Source organism: Gammaproteobacteria bacterium, from assembly GCA_009838035.1.
Classification (GTDB): Bacteria; Pseudomonadota; Gammaproteobacteria; order Steroidobacterales; family Foliamicaceae; genus Foliamicus.
In genome coordinates this window covers 179,416-202,870 of sequence record VXSK01000028.1, presented here as the reverse complement: position 1 = coordinate 202,870, position 23,455 = coordinate 179,416, and the positions used below count along the sequence as shown (strand labels likewise).

The 23,455-nt window shown below is 65.0% G+C and carries 22 protein-coding genes; 15 read left to right on the top strand and 7 right to left on the bottom strand.

Annotated elements, in window-relative coordinates; translation table 11 throughout:
* Positions 1–17 precede the first annotated feature (17 nt).
* The 6 genes from F4Y72_11895 to F4Y72_11870 are packed head-to-tail and all read left to right on the top strand — an operon-like array spanning position 18 to position 7,367.
* Positions 18–938, top strand: a complete 921-nt coding sequence (locus tag F4Y72_11895) for a DUF1838 domain-containing protein (GenBank protein ID MXZ28988.1) — start codon at positions 18–20, stop codon at positions 936–938.
* Between the two features lie 9 nt (positions 939–947).
* Positions 948–1,820: a DUF1838 domain-containing protein gene (locus F4Y72_11890; protein ID MXZ28987.1), complete on the top strand. Its 873-nt coding sequence runs from the start codon at positions 948–950 to the stop codon at positions 1,818–1,820.
* Positions 1,817–3,313 carry an MFS transporter gene (locus F4Y72_11885; protein MXZ28986.1) on the top strand — a complete coding sequence of 499 codons (1,497 nt, stop codon included), beginning with the start codon at positions 1,817–1,819 and terminating at the stop codon, positions 3,311–3,313. Before F4Y72_11890 ends, F4Y72_11885 begins: the two co-directional genes overlap by 4 nt.
* Positions 3,314–3,350: 37 nt before the next feature.
* The gene (locus tag F4Y72_11880; GenBank protein ID MXZ28985.1) at positions 3,351–5,420 is read left to right on the top strand and encodes a hypothetical protein; all 2,070 of its coding nucleotides are present in this window, start codon (positions 3,351–3,353) and stop codon (positions 5,418–5,420) included.
* Positions 5,308–6,921 carry an FAD-dependent oxidoreductase gene (locus F4Y72_11875; GenBank protein ID MXZ28984.1) on the top strand — a complete coding sequence of 538 codons (1,614 nt, stop codon included), beginning with the start codon at positions 5,308–5,310 and terminating at the stop codon, positions 6,919–6,921. The genes F4Y72_11880 and F4Y72_11875 overlap by 113 nt, the downstream gene beginning before the upstream one ends.
* Positions 6,918–7,367 carry a c-type cytochrome gene (locus tag F4Y72_11870; GenBank protein ID MXZ28983.1) on the top strand — a complete coding sequence of 150 codons (450 nt, stop codon included), beginning with the start codon at positions 6,918–6,920 and terminating at the stop codon, positions 7,365–7,367. Before F4Y72_11875 ends, F4Y72_11870 begins: the two co-directional genes overlap by 4 nt.
* Here the strand turns inward: F4Y72_11870 and F4Y72_11865 are convergent.
* Complete coding sequence (locus F4Y72_11865; protein ID MXZ28982.1) at positions 7,364–8,599, bottom strand: MFS transporter; 1,236 nt, start codon at positions 8,597–8,599, stop codon at positions 7,364–7,366. The two genes, F4Y72_11870 and F4Y72_11865, sit on opposite strands and share 4 nt — an antisense overlap.
* 79 nt (positions 8,600–8,678) lie before the next feature.
* On the opposite strand from F4Y72_11865, the gene F4Y72_11860 reads away from it, so the two are divergent.
* The 4 genes from F4Y72_11860 to F4Y72_11845 are packed head-to-tail and all read left to right on the top strand — an operon-like array spanning position 8,679 to position 12,538.
* Positions 8,679–9,269: a hypothetical protein gene (locus F4Y72_11860; protein MXZ28981.1), complete on the top strand. Its 591-nt coding sequence runs from the start codon at positions 8,679–8,681 to the stop codon at positions 9,267–9,269.
* Complete coding sequence (locus tag F4Y72_11855) at positions 9,214–10,167, top strand: MBL fold metallo-hydrolase (protein MXZ28980.1); 954 nt, start codon at positions 9,214–9,216, stop codon at positions 10,165–10,167. The genes F4Y72_11860 and F4Y72_11855 overlap by 56 nt, the downstream gene beginning before the upstream one ends.
* The gene (locus F4Y72_11850) at positions 10,155–11,051 is read left to right on the top strand and encodes an alpha/beta hydrolase (GenBank protein ID MXZ28979.1); all 897 of its coding nucleotides are present in this window, start codon (positions 10,155–10,157) and stop codon (positions 11,049–11,051) included. Before F4Y72_11855 ends, F4Y72_11850 begins: the two co-directional genes overlap by 13 nt.
* Positions 11,048–12,538 carry an NAD(P)-binding protein gene (locus F4Y72_11845; protein ID MXZ28978.1) on the top strand — a complete coding sequence of 497 codons (1,491 nt, stop codon included), beginning with the start codon at positions 11,048–11,050 and terminating at the stop codon, positions 12,536–12,538. The genes F4Y72_11850 and F4Y72_11845 overlap by 4 nt, the downstream gene beginning before the upstream one ends.
* A 39-nt stretch (positions 12,539–12,577) precedes the next feature.
* Here F4Y72_11845 and F4Y72_11840 read toward each other — a convergent pair whose 3' ends face one another.
* From F4Y72_11840 to F4Y72_11825, 4 genes are read right to left on the bottom strand one after another with little or no spacing between them, the layout of a single operon-like run.
* On the bottom strand, positions 12,578–14,044 hold the full coding sequence (locus F4Y72_11840) for an aminopeptidase P family protein (GenBank protein MXZ28977.1): 1,467 nt from the start codon (positions 14,042–14,044) through the stop codon (positions 12,578–12,580).
* Positions 14,017–14,415: a type II toxin-antitoxin system death-on-curing family toxin gene (locus F4Y72_11835; protein MXZ28976.1), complete on the bottom strand. Its 399-nt coding sequence runs from the start codon at positions 14,413–14,415 to the stop codon at positions 14,017–14,019. Before F4Y72_11835 ends, F4Y72_11840 begins: the two co-directional genes overlap by 28 nt.
* Positions 14,412–14,639, bottom strand: coding sequence for a transcriptional regulator (locus F4Y72_11830; protein MXZ28975.1), 228 nt, complete (start codon positions 14,637–14,639; stop codon positions 14,412–14,414). Before F4Y72_11830 ends, F4Y72_11835 begins: the two co-directional genes overlap by 4 nt.
* 37 nt (positions 14,640–14,676) lie before the next feature.
* Positions 14,677–15,312, bottom strand: a complete 636-nt coding sequence (locus F4Y72_11825; GenBank protein ID MXZ28974.1) for a DNA-3-methyladenine glycosylase 2 family protein — start codon at positions 15,310–15,312, stop codon at positions 14,677–14,679.
* 83 nt (positions 15,313–15,395) lie between these two features.
* Between F4Y72_11825 and F4Y72_11820 the strand changes: the two genes are divergently transcribed.
* The 3 genes from F4Y72_11820 (at position 15,396) to F4Y72_11810 (ending at position 17,676) form a co-directional block, all read left to right on the top strand.
* Positions 15,396–16,697, top strand: coding sequence for a multidrug effflux MFS transporter (locus F4Y72_11820; GenBank protein MXZ28973.1), 1,302 nt, complete (start codon positions 15,396–15,398; stop codon positions 16,695–16,697).
* Positions 16,698–17,029: 332 nt separating this feature from the next.
* Complete coding sequence (locus F4Y72_11815; GenBank protein ID MXZ28972.1) at positions 17,030–17,287, top strand: PSK operon transcription factor; 258 nt, start codon at positions 17,030–17,032, stop codon at positions 17,285–17,287.
* A complete protein-coding gene (locus tag F4Y72_11810; GenBank protein ID MXZ28971.1) occupies positions 17,284–17,676 on the top strand; it encodes a type II toxin-antitoxin system VapC family toxin in 393 nt (130 codons plus the stop codon). Before F4Y72_11815 ends, F4Y72_11810 begins: the two co-directional genes overlap by 4 nt.
* A gap of 31 nt (positions 17,677–17,707) precedes the next feature.
* Here F4Y72_11810 and F4Y72_11805 read toward each other — a convergent pair whose 3' ends face one another.
* Both F4Y72_11805 and F4Y72_11800 read right to left on the bottom strand, forming a co-directional pair.
* On the bottom strand, positions 17,708–19,345 hold the full coding sequence (locus F4Y72_11805) for a carboxylesterase family protein (GenBank protein ID MXZ28970.1): 1,638 nt from the start codon (positions 19,343–19,345) through the stop codon (positions 17,708–17,710).
* Positions 19,335–20,087, bottom strand: coding sequence for a helix-turn-helix transcriptional regulator (locus tag F4Y72_11800; GenBank protein ID MXZ28969.1), 753 nt, complete (start codon positions 20,085–20,087; stop codon positions 19,335–19,337). The genes F4Y72_11805 and F4Y72_11800 overlap by 11 nt, the downstream gene beginning before the upstream one ends.
* A gap of 36 nt (positions 20,088–20,123) precedes the next feature.
* Between F4Y72_11800 and F4Y72_11795 the strand changes: the two genes are divergently transcribed.
* On the top strand, positions 20,124–21,794 hold the full coding sequence (locus tag F4Y72_11795; GenBank protein MXZ28968.1) for a VCBS repeat-containing protein: 1,671 nt from the start codon (positions 20,124–20,126) through the stop codon (positions 21,792–21,794).
* Between the two features lie 50 nt (positions 21,795–21,844).
* Complete coding sequence (locus F4Y72_11790) at positions 21,845–23,434, top strand: peptide ABC transporter substrate-binding protein (GenBank protein ID MXZ28967.1); 1,590 nt, start codon at positions 21,845–21,847, stop codon at positions 23,432–23,434.
* The last annotated feature ends 21 nt before the right edge of the window (positions 23,435–23,455 follow it).

Genomic DNA, 23,455 nt, shown 5'->3' with positions numbered 1-23,455 from the left:
GTAAACTTGAGCGCCCTATGAACGCGGATTGGTCGATGCACCGAAGGCAGCTGCTTGGCATGCTGGGCGGCAGCGCCGTGCTCGCCGCCGGCTGGGGCGCCGCAAGCCCGGCAGCGGACGCCACGTCACTCAGCGCGCAGGCCGCGCTTGATCTCGACGACCCGGGATCGCGTGTGCGCAACTTCGTCAAGGCGAGCGCGCGGCTGGACGCCGGGCGGGTCATCTGGGCCACGCGCGCCGAGGTCTATGCCTTCCTGCCGCCCGATCAGCTTGTGCCGGCGGTGCGGGTGAAAGGCTGCGAGCAGCAGTGGATCCGGCCGCTTTCGGACACCGAATTCCTGAGCTTCGACAGCCTGGTCAGCTACTACTGCGATTTCGAAAGCGACAAGGTGATGCGCGAGTTCGACAACCCGTTCACGGGCGCGCGCAATGCGGTCAGGCCCAACATCAGCCGCATGACCGAGGGACGGGAGATTTCTCCGCGCGGCGTGGTCTATCGCGTCATGCGCAGGGCCTACCCGGATTTCTACGCAGACTCGGATTTCGATGTCGTGATTCGGCAGGTCGGCGACACCGTTTCTTTCCAGGGCGAGAACCGGTGGCCGGATGAGTTCATTCGCCCGCCGGCCGGATCGAAGCTCAGCATGTTCGCCCGCGGCGCCGACCTCGCCGACCCGGACCGAAGCAGCGCACCGGCCAACTTCGCCGGCCACGTCCTGATGCCGTTTTTCCCGTGGATGGAGATGGCGGACCGTCCCGGTCACCTGCTGTGGCACGTGCAAGGCTATAAGATCACGTCCCTTGAGGATCTGGACGGGGACTACCTTGCAGCCGCGCACGCCGACCTGGGCGACCGATTCGAACAGTCGCCCGAATTCGACAGCGAACCTTCGCGGTTCGCGCGCCGGCTCAAGGCGATGGGGCGCCTGCCGGATTAGAGGGGATGTATGACTGAATTTGACACTACTTCGATGAATAGGCGCGGTCTGCTGGGCGCGGCCGGGCTGGGACTGCTGCCCGGAATCGCGGGGTTCCTGCCGGAGACGGGTTTTGGGGCGGAACTCGAGGATTCGCCGGACCTGAAGGACCCGTGGATGCTGGATCCGCAGAAGACCTTCCATAATTTCCTGCGCTCCATGGGTGACCTGTCGGGCCGGATCTCGCCGCAGTGGTGGCGGGGCGCCTACCTGGCAATCTACGAAGACCGCCATCCCGAGCTGTTGTTCCGCCTGGAAGGCTGCGAGATGAAGCGCATCGTCGATCTCGGCGGCGGCGAATACCAGTTCCAGTACCGGATCTTCACGCTGTTCAAGGACCCGATCACCAACGAAGTCCTGAGCGGCAAACTCTGGCGCAATCCGATTACCGGCGAGGAACTCACCATCCAGCCCAATATCTCCGGCGCCCAGCGGGTTGTCTTTCACGACGAGCGCGGCGTCGTCGAAAGAGACGAGAACTCGGGGTTCGAGGCCGTCATTCACCTGCTCTGGACCGCCCAGGGCGACTACGCGATGCACAACGGCTACAAGGACCGTCCCGAGGGACGGCCGATCCCGATGAAGGAGTTTGCGACGGGCTTTCTGAGCCGGGCGGCGGCGGCCGATTTCGCCGCCCCGCGCCTGGAGACCCGGTTCAATTCCACCTTCGTCGCGCCGTTTCAAAGCTGGATGCAAATGCCGGCGGATGCGGGCATTGCCGTCTGGCACGCGTCCGGACACAAGGCGCGCGACGTCGAGAGCCTGCCGCCGGAATACCTGGAGCAATTGCATCACTACCGTCCTGAAATGAAGGAGTGGATCGGCGAGGACGGCAAGGCGTGAGCACGCCCGGCCATCCCGGCCCTTCCGGAGCCAACCAGCTCGAGCTGAAGACGCCGCTGCACACGATGGCGGCCTTCGGGATCGGCAACATTCCCGACAGCATCAAGAACTGGTCCTGGAACGCCTTCGTCCTGTTTCTCTATGCCCAGGTGCATGGCCTGTCGGGCTCCCTGACGGGCATCGCAATTCTGATTGCGCTCATCATCGATGCCGTATCCGATCCTTACGTGGGCTTTCTGTCCGACCGCGCCCAGGGCTGGAAGTACGGGCGCCGGCACACCCTGATGATGTTTGCCGTCGTGCCTTTCGGGTTTTGCTTCTATGCCCTGTTCGTGCCGCCGGACGGGCTCGGTCAGTTCGGCCTGTTTGCCTGGCTGTTGCTCTTCGCCGTGCTCAACCGGCTCTTCATTACCTTGTTCCACGTGCCCTACAAGGCCGTCGGCGCCGAGCTCAGCCGCGATGTAGGCGTGCGCCCGAAAATCAAGGCTTTCGGCACCGTCGGGATGCAGGGCGCACGCATCGTCCTGCCGCTGGTGGCCTTCAACTACTTCTTTTTTGAAAGCGCTTCTTATTCGCGGGGACAACTGGACCCGGCCAACTACCCGCCTTTTGCCGCCGCCTTCGCCACGGTCGCGGTCCTTGCCATGCTGATCAACATCGCCGGAACGCTCAAACCCGTCGTCGGGATCGAACGGCTGGAGCCGCCGAGGCCGAAGCCGCGCATCGGGCCGGTCGAGGCCCTCAAGGCCGTCATCTCGGCCATGACCGTGACGCCGAACGTCCGCCGTTCGCTATTGCTGGCCATCGTGGTGTTCTTCGCCATCAGTTCCATCTCGGTGCTGCGGGTGCACCTGATCACGTATCTGTGGCAAACGCCGCCCGATCTGACCGGGTGGCTGGCCTCGGCCCAGGCCATCGGAGCCGTAATCGGGGCGATCGTCCTGCCGTTCACGGTCAAGGCGCTGGACCGCAAGCGTTGCATTGCGGTGGGCATGTGCGGATATACCGGCCTGACGGCGCTGGCGGTGCTGTTGCCGGTATTCGGACTGCTGCCGCCGCCGGCGTCCCGGGAACTGGCCTTTGCGCTGATCGGCATGTTCATGGCGGCGGGCTTTTTGCTGGGCATATACCTGGTGGCCATCGCATCGCTGGCCTCCGATGTGGCCGATGAGCACGAAGTCAACACCGGCAAGCGCCAGCAGGCGCTGATCAGCGGGTTCGGGAGTTTCGCCATCAAGACCGCCGGCGCGTTCATGGTGCTGTTGACCGGTATCTACATCGATATCATCAACTTTCCGGCGGGCGCGCCGGTGGGCTCGGTCCCCTGGGAAAAAGTGGAATCGCTGGCGTTTTTCTCCGCCGGATTCTGCGTTCTGGGGTGCTTCCTGGTGCTGTGGGTAGCATCGAAGTTCGACGTATCGCTGGAAAAGCAGCGGGAAATCAACCGGCGGCTGCAGGCTATGCTGAAAGCCGAAGGCACAAGTCCGGCATGAACCGGCAAGCCGGCATGAATCAATCGGGAGTGCAAACATGCTGATCATTTCTCAAAGGGCCTGGAACGCTACGGACACGGAGGCGCTCGCCGCATACGTGGAAAGTGCGATGAAACTGGTGCGCCGACGCCAGCTCGACCCGAAGGCCGAGCCCTTGCTGCTGCTGCCGCAGGCCGTTCCGGCGGACGATGCGCCCGAACAGGCCACGCTGCTGGCCGCGTTGGGCGACATCGCCGCCTCCGAGAAAGTGATGCTGGCCGGCGCCGCCGGCGTGGCGGGCGAGGACGGCGTCGCGACCGTCGGCTTCCTGCTCTCGGCCGAGGGCGAGCCGCTGCTCACGGCGCCCAAGATTTCTCCGGACCTCGTGACCGGGTTCGGCGAGGATGCGACCGCCGCGACGGGGCAGCCCGCCAAGTTCAAGTGCGCCAGCACCAGCATCGGCCAGGTGGGGATACTGCCGGGCGAAGACGTGCTGTTCGCGCACTATGCGCGTGCGCTCACCTGGGCCGGCGCCGAGGTCATCCTCAACCCCGTGGCCGAAGTGGGCGATCACCTGTTCGAATCGCGCCGCAACGCCCGCCGGGCCCGCGCCTGGGAAAACACCTCGTACGTGGCCGTGGCCGGGGCCGTGGGCGGGACGCCGAACGGGCCCGCCTGCTCCAGCCTGATCGATTTCGCCGGCGCGACGACGCACGCCGCCGGCGAGGCGGACCTGCTGCTGCCGGACCTCGATATCGAGCGGCTGAGGCGCCGGCGCAACGACATCTTCGCCGTGCAGCCGCTGCATTTAAGGGCCAACCTCTACGCCGACGGCTACGGGCGGCTGATCGAGCGGCGCCCCGAAGCGCTGCCGAGCCCGCCGCGCGGCCGCGACGCCTGGATCGCCGAGTGCGAGCGCCGGCAGTCGCAGAACCCCGCCCCCTCGCGGGCCGACCGTATCGAGCAATACGACGTGATCCTCACGCAGACCGTCGGCAAGATCATCAAGCGGGAACACGACGCGGACGATCTGCGCCGCGACAACACGCAGCGGGCGCTGCGGCTGGCCGAGCGGCTGGCGTCGAATCCCAGCATCAAGCTGGCCGTGTTTCCCGAGTTCTTCATGCACGGCCAGGGCGGGCATGGCTACCGCTCGCCGATCACGCTGCAGCGCCTGGCCATCCGCTATCCGGGCCCGGAAATGGAGCTGCTGCAGGATTTCGCGCTCAAGCACAAGATCTACATGGCCGGGTCCACGTTCGAGATCGACGACAGGCTGCCCGGGCACGTTTTCAATTCCGCCTTCATCATCGACGACACCGGCAATCTGATTCATCGCTACCGCAAGATCCAGTGCGCCGACGTCTGGGGCTCGCTGCCGGACACCACGCCGAGCAGCGTCTACGACCGCTACCTGGACATCTTCGGTTACGACTTCCTGTTCCCGGTGGCCGACACGCCCATCGGGAGGCTGGCGACCATGGTGTGCTTTGACCAGGCCCATCCGGAAATTGCGCGCATGCTCACGAAGTACGGGGCCGAAGTGATCCTTCATCCCACTTCCGAGGGGCACGGCAGCCAGCGGTCCGGCTGGGACGCCGCGCGAATGACGCGCGCGTTCGAGAACACCGCCTACGTGCTCTCTCCCATGCCCGGTTCGGAGTTTTTCCATCACGGCAACGGCGAGTTCCCGACCAGCCAGATGCGCGGGCACACGAAGGCCGTCAACTTCGACGGCACGATCCAGGGCGTGGCCGACGGGCCGGGAGGCTGCATCCTCACCGCGACCGTGGACCTGAAGGCCCTGCAAAGGGCCCGCGCCAACGCCCTGACGAACCTGCCGCTTTGGGACGACCCCGAGGTCTATGCCCACATCTACGCCGGCGAAGTCGGACTGCCGAACAACCTTTGGGGACCCGATCCGCTGGAGAACCCCTATGTCGGTTTCGGTCCGCTGAAGGAGCGCCTCGAGAGCTTCTACGCGCGGGGCGTGTTCGTGAGGCCCAGCGGCGTGGATCCGGACGCGCCGGTCACGTCGAGCCGCGTCTACGGGCCGGCCCTCAAGCCGAAGGCAGCCAGGCGGCTGGCGGACCAGGAGCGGCTGGAAGGCGAATCGATCCAGGTCTGACCGCCACAGGAGCCGAGTCGTGAAGCGCAGGCAGGTCCTCAAGGGAGCGCTCTCACTTTCGGCGCTGTCGCTCTCCTACCCGCTGCTGCGGCCGGTAAAGGGGCTTGCGGCGGAAAAGACCTCGGTGGTCGTGATCGGCGGCGGGCTGAGCGGTCTGAATTGCGCGCTGCTGCTGTCCGAATTCGGCCTCGACGTGATCGTGCTCGAAGGCTCGCAGCGCGTCGGCGGGCGGGCCTACACCGCCGACGGCGTGGAAACGCGCCCCGAATACGGCGCCAGCCAGATCGGCCGTTCGTATGCCCGTGCGCTCGACCTTTGCTCGCGCCTGAACCTGGAACTCATTCCCCAGCACCGTTTCATCATGCCGATGTCCAACTGCGTGGACGGGACCTGGGTGCGGTCCGAAGACTGGGCCGACTCGCCGGCCAACAGGCTGGCGGACGGCGAGCGCGAGATACCGCCGTCGCTGGTGGGCATGACGCTGCTCGGCCGGCTGAACCCATTGAAGGAACTGGACGACTGGCTTTCGCCCGAGTTCTTCTCCTACGACGTCTCGATGCTCGAACTGCTTCAAAAAAGCGGCGCCTCGCCTGAGGCCCTGCGGCTCGCCGGCTATTACCTGGACCTGCGCACGACTTCCAGTCTCGCCATCATGCAGGAGCGCACCCGTACCGTGTTCGACGCGAACTTCGGCCGGTCGCAGTCGGAGAACACGGAAACCGCGTTCGGCCTCGGGGGGACCAACGAGGAGGACGAGGAGATTCCGGCCATCCGCAACATCGCCGGAGGCACTTCAAGGCTGCCCGAAGCCATGGCCGCAACGCTCGGCGACCGGGTCCGGCTGGGCAAGATCGCCGCAGCCATCGACATGTCCGGATCGGGCGCCGAGGTCCGCTGCCTGGACGGGAGCCGCTACCGGGCCGATTACGTGGTCTCCGCGGTGCCATTCTCGACGCTGCGCAATATTTCGGTGTCGCCGGGGTTCTCCGGACGCCAGGCCGAAGCGGTCCTCACGCTGGGCTACCGCGGCACGACCCGCGCGTACGGCCTCGTCGAGGAGCCCTACTGGGAAGAGGACGGCCTGGAGCCTTCGTTCTGGACCGACGGCACCGTGCAAACAATGTGGGTCATGGAGAAACGGCCCGGAGAGGACCGGCACCGGTTCATCCTGACCTTCACCGGAATGACCTCGGCGCGGATCGACCAGTTGCCCGACGACCAGGCCCTGGCCCTGATCGAATCCGAAATCGCCCGCGTCCGGCCGGCCGCCGCGGGAAAGTTCCGCTTCATGGCGCTTTACGGCTGGCGCAAGCACCCCCTGATCCAGGGCTGCCGACACATGTTCGCGCCAGGCCAGATCGCCCGCTTCGCCCGGGAAATGATCGTGCCGCACCAAAGGCTGCACTTCGCCGGCGAACACACGAGGCGGATGGAATTCGGGATGGAATCGGCGCTGGAGAGCGGCGAGCGGGCCGCGGTTGAAATCCTGCAGCGCGCATGAAAACAAGAAATCACACCGTTGCTCTCGGCGCAGGCCTCCTGTGCGCGGCCATGCTCTGCGGGTTGGCAGCCCTGCCGGTGGCCCTGGCCGGCGATGAAGCCCAGCCCGCGAGTGCAGCCACGACGGCCGAACCTCCGGACCCCCGGCTGGTCGCGCGCGGCAAGCGGCTCTATGTGTTCTGCCAGGCCTGCCACGCGACCGAGGAGGTCCAGGGCAGCAAGATCGGGCCGAACCTGGCCGGCATCATGGATCGGCAGGTGGCCATCCTCGAGGATACGCTGTATTCCGACGCACTGAAGCAGCAGGATTTTGTCTGGGACGAAGAAAAAATGGACATCTGGCTGCTGCGTCCCGCCGACCTGGTCCCAGGCACCTCCATGGGCTTCGTGGGCCTCCCGCAAAAACAAAACCGCGACGCGATCATCGCCTACCTGAAAACGCTCTAGCCTGACGTAGCAGCCGGCACGCCTTCCGGAGCGGCGATGTTCAGCCGGTAGGTGGCGGCGAGCGCCAGCAGCAGGCTGGCCCCGGCTGCCAGCAGCGCGACGGCGGGACTGGTGCCGCGGGCCACGGCGCCCCAGATCAGCCCCCCGCCGGCCAGGCTGGCGGTTCCCAGCGTGTAGATGAACGACAGGCCGCGCCCGCGAATGGCCGGCTCGAGCTGCATCTGGGCGGCGACCATGATGCTGTTCAGGCAGAACAGCCAGCCAGCCCCTATGCAGGCCAGAAGCGGCCCGGCCAGCAGCGGCCGGTCAACCAGGCCGTACAGCATGATGCAGGCCGCGCTCACCAGGAGGGCGCCATTGAGCCTGTTGTTGAGCCGCCGGTAGCCCAGCCTGGCGATAACCAGCACGCCCAGCAGCGAGCCCGCGCCGAAGCAGCCGTACATGATCCCGTAGGTCTCGCTGTTGTCGAAGCGCACGGCCATCAGGGCGGGAATGGCCGCCGCGCAGGCGAAGAAGGTGGACAGCCGGATGAGCACGTTGCGCTTCCAGGGCGTCAGCGCGGCAAACAGCACGCCCTCCTTGATCGCGGCAAGGAATCCCTGCGGTTTCGCCGCGCTATCGCCCTGCTCCGGGCTATAGCGCATGAACAGGAACAGCAGAACGATCAGGGCCATGATGGCCGTGTTCAGCGCCAGGACAGCGGCCACGCCCAGACCGGCAATGATCGCTCCCGCGAGCGCCGGGCCCACCAGGCGGGATCCGTTCTGGGCCACGTTGTTGAGACTCACGGCCGCCGGAATCTGTTCCGTTTGCACCATGTCGGGTATCAGCGCGGCGATCGCGGGCATGCGCATCGACAGCCCTACGGAAATCAGCGGCAGACAGACCAGCAGGGACAACGGCGTAATCCGGCCGGTCCAGGTCAGCCAGAACAGGACGCCCAGACTTAAGGCAAGCCAGGCATGGGTCCACATCATCCCGCGGCGGCGGTCCGAGAGGTCGGCGATCACCCCGGCGGGAATGACCAGGAACATGATCGGAAGCTGAAGGACGGTATAGACGGACGCGACCAGCAAGGGGTCGGCGTCGGTCATCACGCGCATCTGCCAGGCGCAGGCCACCTCCGTCATCCAGAATGCCGTCAGCGACAGTGTGTTCGCCCCCCAGAGCATCGAGAACCCCGGATTGCTCAGGGGCGACAGCATGCCGGGCGTCCGGGCCGAGTCAGTCACAGCGCGCTAATGTTAGACCCTTGTGGTAGATTGATCCGCCGCTATGCCCATCCCCGAACAACGACATCTATTGCCCTCCGTGGCGGGTTTTATCGCGGGGCTACGGGACCTGCACGAGAACGAGCCGGACGAGGCGGTGCGCTGGAGCAAGGCCGCCGACCTGCTGAAGGAATTGCTGGCGGACCCCGAGCTGAAGGCTCACGCCGAGGGCTGGCCGACGAGTCCGGCGAAGCTGGGGCTGGAGGGCAAGCACGCCAATCTGCTGTTCTATGAGGACCCGGACTACGGTTTCGTTATCAACGGGCTGATCAAGAAACCCGCGGCGAAGACCACGGTGCACGATCACGGTCTTTCCTGGACGCTGTACGGCGTGCTCGACGGCGCCGAGTCGGTGCTGCGTTTCCGCCGGACCGACGGCGGCAAGCCGGGCGATCTGCCCAGCCGCGCCGAGGTCGAAGCCACCGAGACCGTCCGGGTGGGCAAGGGCCATGTGGACTGCATCGGCCCCTGGGAGATTCACGCGGAATACAACGACGACCAGGCGCGGACGACCGCCGTGATCGTGCGCAGCCAGAAGAGCGGCACCTTCGTGCAGAACATCTTCTACCAGAAGGATGGCTCGGTGGAGCAGTACTACGGGCCTCAGCAGATTCCGTATCGCCTGGGCTGAGCGCCGCTTGTCGGAAAACGTATTCCCGCTTCCCGGCCCGTTCCGGGCGCAGCGCATCGTCGAGATGCAGGGAGCGCTGCACGGGGCGCAAGCACTTTTCCCGAGCGCAACCCGCAAGGAGTTGCGGGCCACTGACGCGGCGAACGACCCGCGCCTCTACGACCGGGGCCGCGATTTCCTCATCCTTTCCTATCACAGCATCGTGCTGCGCACGCCGGGCCTGACGATCCTGATTGACTGTTGCATCGGAAACGACAAGCCGCGGCCGCGCCACGCCAACTTTCACCAGCGCCGCGGCCCCTTTCTGCAGGACCTGGCCGCCGCGGACGTAGCGCCGGAAGACATCGATGTCGTGATGTGCACGCACCTGCACGTCGATCATGTCGGCTGGAACACGCGGCTCGAGAACGGCCAATGGGTGCCCACTTTTCCCAATGCGCGCTACCTGTTCGCGAAAACGGAAGTGGAGCATTGGCAGGAGGTCCTCAGGAACAGCCCCGCCGACGAAGTCAACCACGGATCGTGGGCCGACAGCGTCGCGCCGGTCTTCGATGCCGGGCAGGCGGTGGTCGTGGGGACGGACCACGAAGTCGCCGACGGGATCGACCTGATCGGGGCGCCGGGCCATACGCCGGGCAACGTGATCGTCCGGCTCGAAGACCGCGGCGAGCGCGCCTACCTGACGGGCGACGTGATCCATCATCCGGTCCAGGTCGAGCGGCCGGAGTGGTCGAGCTGCTTCTGCTGGGACCCGGCAATGTCCGCGGAAACCCGTGTGAAGACGCTGGCCACCGTGGCCGAAGACGGCGCCTGGCTGCTGCCGGCGCATTTCCCGACGCCCACGGCGGGCAGGGTCCGCAGCACCGCCTCCGGATTCCGCATGGCATGGTGGTCATGAACCAGCGCGCCGTACTGCTGCTTGCCGTCTGGCTGCTCGCGGCTTGCGCGCCGGGCGGCGCGCCCGTCGAGACGCAGGCGCCGGCGGTCGAAGCGAACGGCGACACAAGCGCGCAAACCGTGCTCTCGTCGGATGGCGTGCGCATCCATTACGACGACCTGGGTGCAGGCGATCCCGTGCTGGTGTTCGTGCACGGCTGGAGCTGCGACCGCAGCTACTGGTCCGGGCAGATCGAGCACTTCGCCCAATCGCATCGCGTCGTGAACATCGACCTGGCCGGTCACGGCGACTCGGGTCTGGACCGCGCTGAATGGACCATGCAGGCCTTCGGCGAGGACGTTTCCGCAGTCGTGACGGCGCTCGACCTCAACAATATCGTGCTGGTCGGCCACTCCATGGGCGGCAAGGTCATCGTGGAAGCCGCCGGGCAGCTCGGCGACCGCGTGATCGGCGTCGTGGGCGTGGACACCTTTCACGGCGGCGGCCGCGAAACGCCCCGGGAACGGCAGGAAGAAGTGTTCGAACAGCTCGCCCAAGACCAGGCGGGCTTCATCTCGACTTTCGTGGATCGCACTTTCGTCGAGCAGAGCGACCCGGCCATCAAGGAATGGGTGAAAGCGGACATGGCGGCGGCGCCCGTCGCGGCGGCGGTCGGCGCACGGCAGGCCAGCGGCAACTACGACGCCACGCCGGCGGTCGCGTCGCTTGACGTGCCGTTTGTGCTGATCAACTCGGACTTCCTGCCGACCGATATCGCGCATCTTGAAGCGAATGCGGAACAATTCCTGTTTCTCGAAATGTCGGACGTCGGGCACTTCCTCATGATGGAGGACCCGGAGACCTTCAACGCCCTGCTGACCGCGGTGCTCGCGGATATAACATGACCCGGACGTCAGGAGGCGGAGGCGCAATGGTCACAGCAATCAACCGGCGGGATTTCGTGAAGGCGGGCGTGGCGGCCAGCCTTAGCGCGGGCGTCGTCCGCACCGCCGGCGCCGCGTCGCATCCGGACGTGATCGTCATCGGCGCGGGCCTTTCCGGGCTCAACGCCATGCTGCTGCTCGAAGAACTGGGCGTTCGGGCGATCTGCCTGGAAGGGCGCGAGCGTCCCGGCGGGCGCTTGCTCAGCGAGCCCAACGTGGCCGGCAACCCGGAATGGGGCGGCGATTCCATTCTCGGGGCCTATGCCCGGATGCAGGACACCGCCAATCGCCTCGACATTCCGCTGATCGACCATCACGCGCGCAGGGACATGTCGCCGGAAGCCCATCGCGACCCGGCCCGGGTGGAACTGGCGCTCGGCGGGCAGGTCATTCCCCGCGACGAATGGCCGACGCATCCGCTCAACGACATGCCCGCCGGGGCCCGCGACCGCTTTCCCGGGCGCGGTTATTTCCAGAGCGTGATCGCCCAACACAATCCGCTGGCGTCGTTCGCCGACTGGATGGAGCCGGAAAGCGCGCAATACGACGGCTCGGCCTACGAGTTCTTCAAGGAGCTTGGCTGGAGCGACGCGGCCATCGAGCTGAACTACAACACCAACGTGCAATACGGAACATCGGCCCACGACGTATCCATGCTCATGTGGTACTTCGTCCAGGCCTGGTTCAAGCTGCAAAGCGACGTGGCGCGCGTCGCCTACAAGGTCCACGGCGGCAACCAGCGCTTCACCGACGCGATGGCGAATGCGCTCAACGGCGAGGTGCACTACGGCAAGCGGGTCATCGGCATTCGCAACAACGAGTCGGACGTGGAAGTGCATTGCCACGACGGTAGCGTCTACCGGGCGGCCCGCGTTATCTGCTCGCTGCCCATTCCCACAATGCGCTGGGTGAAGTTCGACCCGCTGCTGCCGCCGGCCAAGGTCAAGGCGATTCAGACCGTGCAGGTGCAGAAGATCACCAAGGTCATCATGGTGCCGACGAGCCCGTTCTGGGAGGAGGACGGACTCAATCCCGCGATGTGGACCGACACGGACGCAGGCGAAATCCGCGCGCTGCGGGAAGGCGAGGACTCGAATTCCGTGACCTGCCTGATGGCCTGGGCGCGCGGGCACCTGGCGGACCGCCTGGACACGCTGGGGCACGAGGGCGGGATGGCCCAGGTGCTGTCGGCCTACGAACAGTTGCGGCCTGCAGCAAAGGGCAAGCTCGAACTGGCGGGCGCCAAGTCCTGGCAGACCGACCCGTTCGCGGGCGGCGACTGGGCCATCTGGGCGCCCGGGCAGGTGATCGAGTGCCTGCCCGCTCTGATCGAGCCGGCCGGGCGCATACATTTCTGCGGCGAACACACCGCCACCGCCAATCGCGGCATGGAGGGCGCGATGGAGTCCGGCGAACGGGTCGCCTTCGAGGTCTGGGACCTGCTGTAGAGCGCTGCGCGGTGCGCCGGCCAACGGCCGGCCAACCGGTTACAGAACCAGAAACGGGTCCCGTTCGGTGTTGTACGGCTCGTAACCGCTCTTCGTTACCCGGAAGAGGTCCTCGTTGTGGCCTGAGCCCCAGCCGACTTCGAGGTACGGCAGGTCCACGGTGAGCGTCATGTTTTCTTCCAGCATGTGATCGAAGGCGTCAACGCCGAAGTTGGGCATGCGCATGGGATTGTCGTCATGCTGCAGGCCTACGGAGTGCGGCGTGACGAACACGGCGTGCGCCGGCATGCCGGCCTTGATCATCGTGTCGAGGCCGATTTGACGCAAGGTGGAATACTTGACGCCCGGCCTGATCGCGTCGAACACCGCTTCGCGGGCGAGCTGGTTGGCGCGGCGGCGCATCTCCACTTCCTTCGGCGGATCTCCGAAGAAGAAGGTGCGCGCGATGTCGCCCATGTAACCCTTGTAGTTGCTCACGCAGTCGATCAGGTACGGCTTGCCGGCCACCAGCACGCCGTCGTCGGGGAAGTTGCCGCCGGGCATGCCGGCGATGACGTTGTTGACGCGGTTGCCCCGGATCGCGCACTCCGCAAGAAAGATCTGCTCGACGTCGGAATGGCGCATGCCGGGTTCCAGCGCATTGATCGTGGCCATGCAGGCCTCGCCGTTGTTCCAGCTTCCGAGCTTCTGATAGGCCAGTTCCTGCGGCGTCTTGACCATGCGGATCAGCTGGATCACGCCGTAGCCATCGACGCATTCCACGTCCGGCAGGTCCGTCTGCGCCAGGAACCGGGCGATACGCATGTCGTCCACGGCCACGCGGCCTTTGGTGATGCCCTGTGCCTTCAGCGCGCGGGCCAGGCCCCAGGCGGCGCTGGCGGCGATGTCGTCGCGGAAGCTGTCCGAGGCCGCCTTCCAGCGCTGCTCGCGAGGCGTGAGCTCGACGTCGTCGCGAAAGTGATAGTGACGGGTCACCCCGCCCGTGGGTTCTTCAGGCATTCCATCGGTGTTGAATGCCGCCGCGTTCCATCCGCCGTACCCGTAGGGCATGAGCTCGGCGGTCTCGCGGTCCCGATTGGCGATGTCCCAGGCGGCGGACGACCCGGAGACCAGGTAGATCGGCATGTCCGGGTCCGGCGACATCGTCGCGAAGCCGGGATACTCGGTGATGAAGCGCACGCCGATGGTCCTGACGTTGGTCATGTAATAAACGTTGATCGGGTCCAGCGCGATAAGCCCGGCAAGCCCGTATTCCTCCATCACCGCATAGGCGCGGTCCTTGTTGATGAGCGCCCCGCCCTCGATCTCCGGCTTCGGCGGGATGTGGCGCTTCGGCCTGTCCGCCGCCCTTGCAAGGGCGGGCGCGGCCAGCGCCGAGGCGGCGAGTCCGCCCAGCGCCGCGCGTCGGTTTACCTTCATGGTCCCTCCCATGGAGTGGGTCTTGCTTGGATGATACGCCCTGCTCTTAGTTGGGGAAATCACGACACAAGCCGCGAGCGGAACCATTCGGCAAGTTCTTTTTCGCTGATTTCGCCTGCCGCAACGCCCTCCATGGTTTGTATCGCATCAAGGCGGTCGAAGGAAATTTTTGCGCCGTTATCGGCCAGGAAGACGCGCGCCGTGACCCATGCCGTGCGCTTGTTGCCGTCGGAGAAACCGTGGTTCCTTGACAGGCCGTACGCATAAGCCGCCGCCAACCCCGCGGCGTCGACATCCTGGTATGCCGCCTTGTTGATCGGCCGCGCCAGCGCCGATTCGATTGCACCGGCATCCCGAACGCCGTCCTTTCCCCCGTGCTCGGCGAGCTGACGGTCGTGTATGGCATGCACAACGCCGGCCTCTACCCAGCGCCACGACGCGGAGTCGGCGCCGCTCACTTTGCCAGCGCCCGCAGCACCTCGCGGTCTTCATGCATGATCTGCTCGACCAATTCCATCTGGCGCGCAAACTCGGGGTCGTAGGGAGTCAGGCGAAACGCATCGCCCGGGGCTTCCGTCAGATACAGCCGGTCGCCTTTCTTTACGCGCAAGCGCGCCATGGCTTCCTTCGTGAGAATTATGCCGGACGACGCACCAACGGTTGTGATCTTGAAAGCAGGCATATTTTCCTCCTTCTATATAATGATCATTATAACTTCGTTAGTATTCGACGGGGATCGCGTCGAGGCTGCGCCACAGGTACCAGGAGGCCACGGACCGCCAGGGGCGCCAGGGCTCCGCGATGGCGATCAGTTCCTCGGGCGCCAGACGCTCCCCGCCGTTGTAGTGGCGCGCGACCGCCTTCTGGATGCCGATGTCGGTGACGGGCAGCACGTCCGGCCTCAGCAGGTGAAAGATCAGGAACATTTCCGCGGTCCAGCGGCCGATGCCCTTGATCTCGACCAGCGTTTCGATGACCTGCTCGTCGTCCATGCGATGCCATGGATTACCGCCCAGTGCGCGATCCCTGAAATGCTCCGCCAGGTTCACGAGATAGGACGCCTTGCGCCGCGACAGGCCGCACGCGCGCATTGCATCTTCCGTTTGATTGCAAACCGCGCCAGGCGTCAAATCGCCAATTGCTCCGAGCAGTCGCTGCCAGACGGCTTCGGCGGCATGAACGGAAATCTGCTGCGCGACGATGGAGCGCGACAGCGAATAGAACGCGTCGTTGCGCGGCTGCAGGATCGACGCGCCGGCGGCGCGGATCAGCCTTGCAAGCACCGGGTCGGCGCGAAGCAACGCGGTACGCGCCTCGTTCCAGTGCGGGACGATCTGATCGCCGGGCTCGTTCATGAGCCGGCATTCTGCCCTTTCTTGAGGGCGGGACGCCCTCTTTCCGGGGGAGCGTACAATTTGACGGGTCTTTTCCGTCCGATCTGCGCCGGCGTCCTCTTGACGCGCACGGCGCCGAAACCCCAAGAGGAAGAATGAGCCAGCCTGCCGCCACCCCTGCCCTGCGTACGGGCGAATTCGTGCCGCTGATCGCGTTGCTGATTTCGCTGGTGGCGCTGGCGATCGACGCGATGCTGCCGGCGCTGCCGGCGATCGGCGAGGACCTCGGGGTGGCGCAGCGCAACGACGTGCAGTTCGTCATTACGGCGGTGTTTCTGGGGATGAGCATGGGCCAGATCGTTTTCGGCCCGCTTTCCGACCGCATCGGGCGCAAGCCGGCCATCCATGCCGGACTCGTGCTGTTCATGGCCGGGTGCCTGATGAGCATTTTCGCGCGCAGCTTCGAAATGATGATCGCGGGGCGCGTGCTGCAGGGCATTGGCGTTTCGGCGCCGCGGGTGGTGGTCATGGCGCTGGTGCGCGACCAGTACGCGGGCCGTCAGATGGCGCGCCTGATGTCGTTCACGATGGGCGTATTCATCATCGTTCCCACAATCGCCCCGGCGCTGGGCCAGTGGATCCAGTATCTCAGCGGCTGGCGCGCGATATTCGCCGTGTTCTTTGCCGTCGCCGCGGTCGGCTTTCTCTGGTTCGCGATTCGCCAGCCCGAAACGCTGCCCTCGGAGCGCCGGCGGCCGCTCTCCCCGCGCGCGATCGGCAGGACGGCGGTGGAAGTCGTCAAGATCCGGATCGCGCTGGGATACACGCTGGCCAGCGGCTGCGTGTTCGCGCCGTTTCTGGCCTACCTGAGCACATCGCAGCAGATCTTCCAGGACGTTTACGGCACCGGCGCGCTGTTTCCCTTCTATTTCGGGGTGCTGGCGCTGGCGGTGGGGGTCGCGACGTTCGTCAACGGCCGCCTGGTGATGCAGTACGGGATGCGCAAGCTGTCGCGGGGGGCCATGTCCCTGGCCACGATCGCCTCGGTCGTGGGCCTGGGGCTGGCGTTCGTCTTCGACGGAGTGCTTCCGTTCTGGCTTTTCATGGCCTATTTGCTGTTCGTATTCGTGTGCATCGGGCTGCTGTTCGGCAATCTGGGGGCGCTGGCCATGCAGCCCCTCGGGCACATCGCCGGCGTGGGCGCGGCGGTGATCGCCTCGCTCTCCACGCTGGTTTCGGTTCCGCTGGGAGCGTTCGTGGCCTACATCTTCGATGGCACGCTCTACGCGCTGATCGCGGCCTACGTGGTGTTCGGCGTGGGAGCTCTCGCCGCCATGAAATGGGCCGACGGAGGCTGGATGCCGCGCCGGAGGCGGGCGCCTATCAAGGCAGGCGCCGATCTATAGAGCGCCCGTCACAAGCCCACGAGCTCGTTCAACGCGTCGAGGAGCCCGATGCTCGCCTGCCCGGCACAACCGCCCCGCTGCAGTAGCCGCCCTTTTGGCAGAGCTGTTTTGCGTCCGTGGGCACACCCGCGACAGCCAGGTTTCAGCTACGCAAAACTATTGAAACGCGCATACTTTTCAACCTGCTTTCTCAGATGGCGCAGATATGCTCTACAAATTGGATTGCAGGACGTCGGAAATGAGCAAAGTGAGCCTCGAAAAGAAGGAGCTTGAGATTCCGCGGCCATTGGAAAGGTAGAATGATTATCAGTCAATCTACCTTATGCGCATCTGTGGGTCTCAACATCAAGAATGCCGAAACCTGCCGGCTTGCGGCGGAACTTGCCGAGCTTACGGGTGAAACCAAGACGGGGGCAATAACCGTCGCGTTGCGGGAACGCCTGAAACGGGAAAGGCGCGAGCGCGGCCAGGAGCAGCGTCTTAGCGATATCAGGGCCGTGTCTCGGCGTTGCGCTGCATTGCTGGAGCCTGGAGTATCCGCCGTTGAACACGGTGATTTGCTGTATAACGACAGCGGCCTGCCGAAGTGATCGCGGATACCTCTGCAGTGCTGGCGATCCTTTTCGGCGAGGAAGACTCGGACGCCTATGCGACCGCCATAGCCGCATCCTCGGCTTGCCGCATTTCGGTGGCGAGCCTGCTCGAGGCATCCATTGTCCTGGAGACACGTGGCGGTCACGCGGCGGCCAGGGAGCTGGATTCGTTTGTTGAGGCTGCCGGAATCGAGTTGACGCCCGTAACCACGGAACAGGCCCAGGCGGCGCGCCAGGCGTGGCGCCTGTTCGGAAGGGGAAATCATCCGGCCGGCTTGAACTTCGGTGATTGCTTCGCTTACGCCCTGGCGTCCGTAACGGGGGAGCCTCTACTCTTCAAGGGTGGCGATTTCGCCCAAACGGACATTCCGTCTGTCCTGCCGTAAGGTTGCGAAACCACGACCCACTTCCAGCGGGTTACATGCCCGCGATTTCGTTCAATGCGTCGAGGCGCTCGGTCCAGGAGTCATTGCGCGACTCAACGCCGGCGGGCGTGAAATAGAGTGTGTTCTGGTTCTGGTACGCCGGCCATTCCGGCAGGCCCTCGCCGTTGGGGTTGCCGGTGCGGGCGAAATTGGTCCAGTAGCGCATCATCTGTTGCGAAACGGCGCGCTGCGTTTCGTCCGGCTCGGTCGGATCGTAGTGATCGCCGGTGAAATTGCCGAACATGTACGGCAGGTCGCCGGCGTGATAGGCGCCGTAGATCGTCTCGCCGTTCAGTTCGCGTTGCTCCACGTCCACACCCGGCATCGCGAACCGGTAGGCGTAGACGGCATTGCCGGCTTTCTCGTGCGCCACGGCAACGCCGCGATTTTGCGCATGAAACACGTATTCGCTGTACATGTAGGTGTTGCGCTGCGTTTCGTTGCCGTAGAAAGGCGTCATTTCATCAAGCACGTTCTCGCTCATGAAGCGGAGCAGCTGCGCACGCTGCGCCTCCGGAGGGCCCATCGTGAACTCGGAGTCGGTGGCGCCGATCATCAGCGGCACCGTCGCCGCATCACCCCGGTCGTAGACGGGCCAGAGGTCATCGACAAGAACCACGCCATCGGTGGCCAGGGCGATGAAGTTGCTGAAGTCGGTCGCATCGACGATCTTCTCCGCGGGCTGTGACCTGAGTTCGTCGAGGCCGGCCTCGGGCGTTCCCAGCCGCTCCGCCAGTTCCACGCCCATCTCTTCGATGGACGCCTCGCCCTCGCCTGTCAGGGAAGCGACCCGCGGCTGCCCCCTGCGGCCGTAACCGGATTGTGAAATGCCTTTCGCAAACAAACCCCGCGCCGCCGGCGACGCGACCAGGGCAAAGACCGAATAGCCGCCGGCCGATTCGCCGAAGATCGTTACGTTCTCCGGATCGCCCCCGAACGCCCCGATGTTGTCCCGCACCCATTCCAGCGCGGCGATCTGGTCCATGAGCCCGTAGTTGAACAGGCGTCCGCCGTCGGGGTCCTGCGCCGACAGCTCCGGATGCGCAAAGAAGCCGAAACTGCCGAGGCGATAGTTGATCGCCACGACCACCACGCCGAGCCTGGCCAGGTTTCCCCCATGGTTGACCGGCCGCGAACCGGAACCGGCCACCAGCCCGCCGCCCGGAATCCAGACCATCACCGGCAGTCGTGCATCGCCGTTGTCCGGGCGGTAGATGTTCAGATTCAGGCAGTCCTCGCTCTGCGGCTGGGTAAACGCGTCGTTCATCGCAAAGCCTTCGGTCGCCGGCCGCTGTATGCACCGGTTGCCGTAATCGTCGGCGACGAGGACCGTGTCACGCGCAAGCGGCGGCTGGGGCGCGCGCCAGCGCAGATCGCCGGTGGGCGGCGCGGCGTAAGGAATGCCCTTGTATTCCACCAGCCCATCGTCGGCGGTTCCCTGTACTTCGCCCTGGACGGTCGCAACCTGCGCAAAAGACCGGGGCTCCTGCTCGCTGTGCCCGGATTCCGGCTGCTGCCCGCAGCCCATCAGCAATGCGCTGCACGCCAGCGCGGCAAGGGCAGTTCGACTCAGCGTGGTTCTCGACACGGCGTCCCCTCGTGAAGTAACGACCGGCGCATTATCCGGCATCGGCGAGGTTCGAGGGCCGAAACGACTGAAACGCGGTCGGTTCCCAACGCCGCAGCGCGACGAGAAAGCAGGTCCCCGCAGCAGCGGCGTCCGCCCGCACCTCGTCGCGGCGGGTCAGATCGTCGAACGCGTCCATCACTTCGGCGATCTTCGCGCGCAACTGCGCGGCCGACGGGTCCGCCAGCATGCCCCAGGAAAAGCGGTGCAGGTCGCGGTCGGGATCGAACTCGCCGGAGAGGAATTCGCCCTGCACACTGTCCACGAAATAACGGTGTATCGGCCCGCCGGGCAGCCAGGCAAAGTTGCGCGCGACGCGCAGCCGGATGCGTTTCGCGGGCAACAGTTCAATCAGGCCGATACGATCAAGCCGCACCAGCAGATTGGTCAGCTGAACCGTCGAAAACCCGTAACGCTCGACAATCCTGTCGAACGTCCAGCGGTTGAGCACGCAGACGGTCGTGAGCAGCAGCGCGGGGTCGCTTACGAGCTGGCGCTCCTGGTCCTCTGTCAACGAAGCGACGCGCAGACGCCTTTCTTCCGCAAGGCGGGCCAGTTCCAGGAGATCGATGCCCGCCAGGTCGCACACCTGCTCGAGCCGGTGCAGCGAGAACCGTTTGGTGGAGAACTGCCTCTTGACACTGCTCAGGGACAGGCCGAGGTGCCCGGCGACCTCGGCGTACGTGATGTCACGAGCCTTCAGGGTCTCCTTCAGTGCATTCACGAGTCGCTTTGATTGAACCATGAGGTATCACCATTTGGAACCTTTCGGGTCAAGAGTATGACACATTTACGATTTCGGTTGCATATTGTGGACTCTACCGTTAGTTTGCGGCGCAAGATCCATAGAGGGAGGCCACCCATGATTCCGTACTGGATTGTTGCCGTAGCGGCGCTAGCCACGGCCCTCACCGGGTGCACTTCCACCCAGACCAAGCAAGGGGACAACGCGCTCTTCGAGATGCATGAGATCGAAACGCCGGAGGCGATGCACCAGACCGTCCTGGCGGGAAACTTCGACGGCTCGGGGCGCGCCCAGCTTGCCGCGGTCATGGTGGACCCGTCCCGGTCACTCCGGTTACGGCTGATCGCACGGGCCGGCGGGGAATGGTCAACGGCCCTTGACGGCCCGCTTGATCGTGCAGTCCTTTTCGTGGACATAGCCCGGATTGCGGGGTACGACCGCCTCATCACCTATCGGCGAGGGAGCGTCGAGTGGCTGGATCCGGAATCGGGCGAGCTGCGCCCCCTCATTGACCTGAGAATCCCCTATCGTGCCTCGCACGAGGATGGCATACCGCATCTGGATATCGCGCGCGACCTGAACGGCGATGGGCTGGACGACCTGCTGCTGCCGGACACCGACGGATTCTGGCTCGCTCTGCAGTCGCAGGACGGTTCCTTCGGCCCGGTGCAAAAACTGGGACCCGGCGATCCCTTTGCGAATGCGAAGGCCTATGGGGACAAGCGCACCTACGCGCATGCCGGCATCACCTCCGAAAACCTGTCCTGGTACTTAAGCCGCGTCCACCACTTCGATTTCGACCTTGACGGGCGCCAGGACCTCGTATTCTGGGACGGGGACCGATTCCTGGCCTACCGGCAGGACGAGTCCGGTGGGTACGACGGTCCGCCGGGAGCCTTCACCACCGAGGTGGAGTTCGACTTCGACGGTTCCTACGGACTCGCCTTCCAGTTCGGAGACGCGAGCGTGCCGTCGATGCTGCTTGGGTTCGGACCCCGGACGGAACACACGATCCTGCAGGGATTCCATGATCTCAACGGCGACGAGGTGGCCGATCTGGTCACACTGACGCTGGAGGGGCGCAGCCCGTTTCGGCTGCGCGGCCGCTACAACGTGCACTTCGGCCGTCCGGCGCCTGACGGTGTGAGTTTCCCGGCCACCGCCGACGCCTCCTTCAAATCGCCCGGAAAGGCGGGCGGTCTGCAGCCCTGGGGCTACGCGTCGCAGCGTTTCTTCGACTTCGATGGCGACGGCGTGAACGACGCCGCCATTGGCGCGGTGGACATCGGTCTCGGCAACATGGTCGGCGCCATGGTCGGAAATTCCGTTTCAATCGATCTTGCGTTCTATCGGATCCGGGACGGTGAACACACCGGGAAGCCGGACTGGACGCGCCGGGTACGCAGCCCGTTCAAGCCGCTTGACAAGCGCGGGCCCCTGTTTCCGACCATCCTCGCAGGCGATGTGGACGGCGACGGCCGTTCCGACCTGTTGATCGGCGAACGCTGGGACGAATTGAACGTGTTTCTCGGCGTGCCGGGAAAGCAGCCGGTCGCGGCGCGCCCGATCACCGTAGCGGCGCCGCTGCCCGGCGACGAACGCAATGCAAGGATCGCCGACCTGGACGGTGACGGCAAGGAGGACGTCTATATCCAGCATCCATCCGCCGACGGGCCGGGCCGGATCGTGGTGCTGATGGCGCGCTAGCGACCGCGGCCGGCGCCGGCCGCAAGACACAAGCGGCCACGGAGGGTAAAGTGTCGGGCATGAGGCGCATGGCGCTAAGCATGCTCGCAGCCTTGCCGCTGCTCGCTCCGCTGCAGGCGCCGGAGCTTGAGGCAAGCGTGCTGCGGCGAGGGACCAACGACGAGTTGCCCACATTCGACCCGCAGTACGTGGTCGGCAACTCGGCCGGGGCGATCATGTATGACCTGTTCGAGGGCCTGGTGACGCGGGCGCCGGATGGAGCGTTGGCGCCTGCCATCGCCGCAAGCTGGAGCATATCGGAGGACGGGAGGGTCTACACCTTTCGCCTGAAGAGCAACGCGAAGTGGTCGGACGGAAAGGCGATTACTGCCGGGGACTTCGTTTATTCCTTCAGGCGCATGCTCGATCCCCAATCCGGCACCCGCGGCGCCAGCGCGCTGTTCCCGGTTCTCAACGCAACGGCCATCTCGGTGGGCGAAAAACCGGTAGATTCCCTGGGCGTAAAGGCGGTCGATCCGACCACGCTGGAAATCACCCTTGAGGGTCCTGCGCCGTACTTCATCAGCCTGCTGGCTTCCTACAGCAATGCTCCCGTTCCCGCGCACGTTATCGAGGCTCACGGCAGGAAATGGACACAGCCCGGAACCATGGTCACCAACGGCGCCTACATGCTCAGCAAGGTGGTCACCAATACCTACTACCAACTGGTGAAAAATCCTCACTACCACTCCGCGGACACGGTGTCCATCGAAGAGGTCTTCTACTACCCGGTTCCCTCGCCCACCACCTCGCTGAAACGGTACCTCGCCGGCGAACTGGACGTGATTCTCAACATCCCGTTCAATCAATACGAAAACCTCAAGGAGACCCGACCCGGGGAATTCCAAATTGCGCGCGGCATCGGCCTGGGCTACCTGTCGATCAACAATACCCTTCCGCCTTTTGATGACGTCAGGGTGCGCAAGGCGCTTTCCCTGGCCATCGACCGGGACGTCATCGTGGAGAAACTGCTCAGGACCGGTGACGAGCCGGCCTGGTCGGTCGTCCCCACGGCAATCTGGAAAGACCCCTCCGAACCTCCGGCATTCAACCGGATGTCCCCGGACGATCGGCTGGCCGAAGCCCGGCGGTTGCTGAACGAGGCCGGCTTCAACAGGAGCAATCCGCTCAGATTCACTTTCGTGTTCTCCCCGGTGGAGCGGGACCGCCGCCTCGCGGTGGCCTATCGCTCGATGTGGAAACAGGCCGGAGTGGAGGCCGAACTGGAAACCCTTGGCATGCGGGCGCTGATGAAGAAGGCGGCGGACCGGGAATACCAGGTGATGCGGCTGACCTACTATGCGATCTTCAACGATCCGGTGTCGTTCTTCGCACTCATCCGGGGCGACAGCTTCAGAAACTATTCCGGTTACTCCAATGCGGACATCGACCGGCGTCTGGCCCATGCCGACACCATCCGCTCGGACGAGGAGCGGACCGCCTACCTGCGGGAGATCGAGCAGCGGGTGATGCAGGATTTTCCCGTCATCCCGTCGCATTTCCAGTCGCGGGCCTTCCTGGTGAACCAACGCGTGGAGGGCTGGACGAATTCCACGGCGCCGAAGATGGCCAAGGACCTCAGGCTGAACGGAGGCCCCTGACCTGACGGGACGCCGCGACAC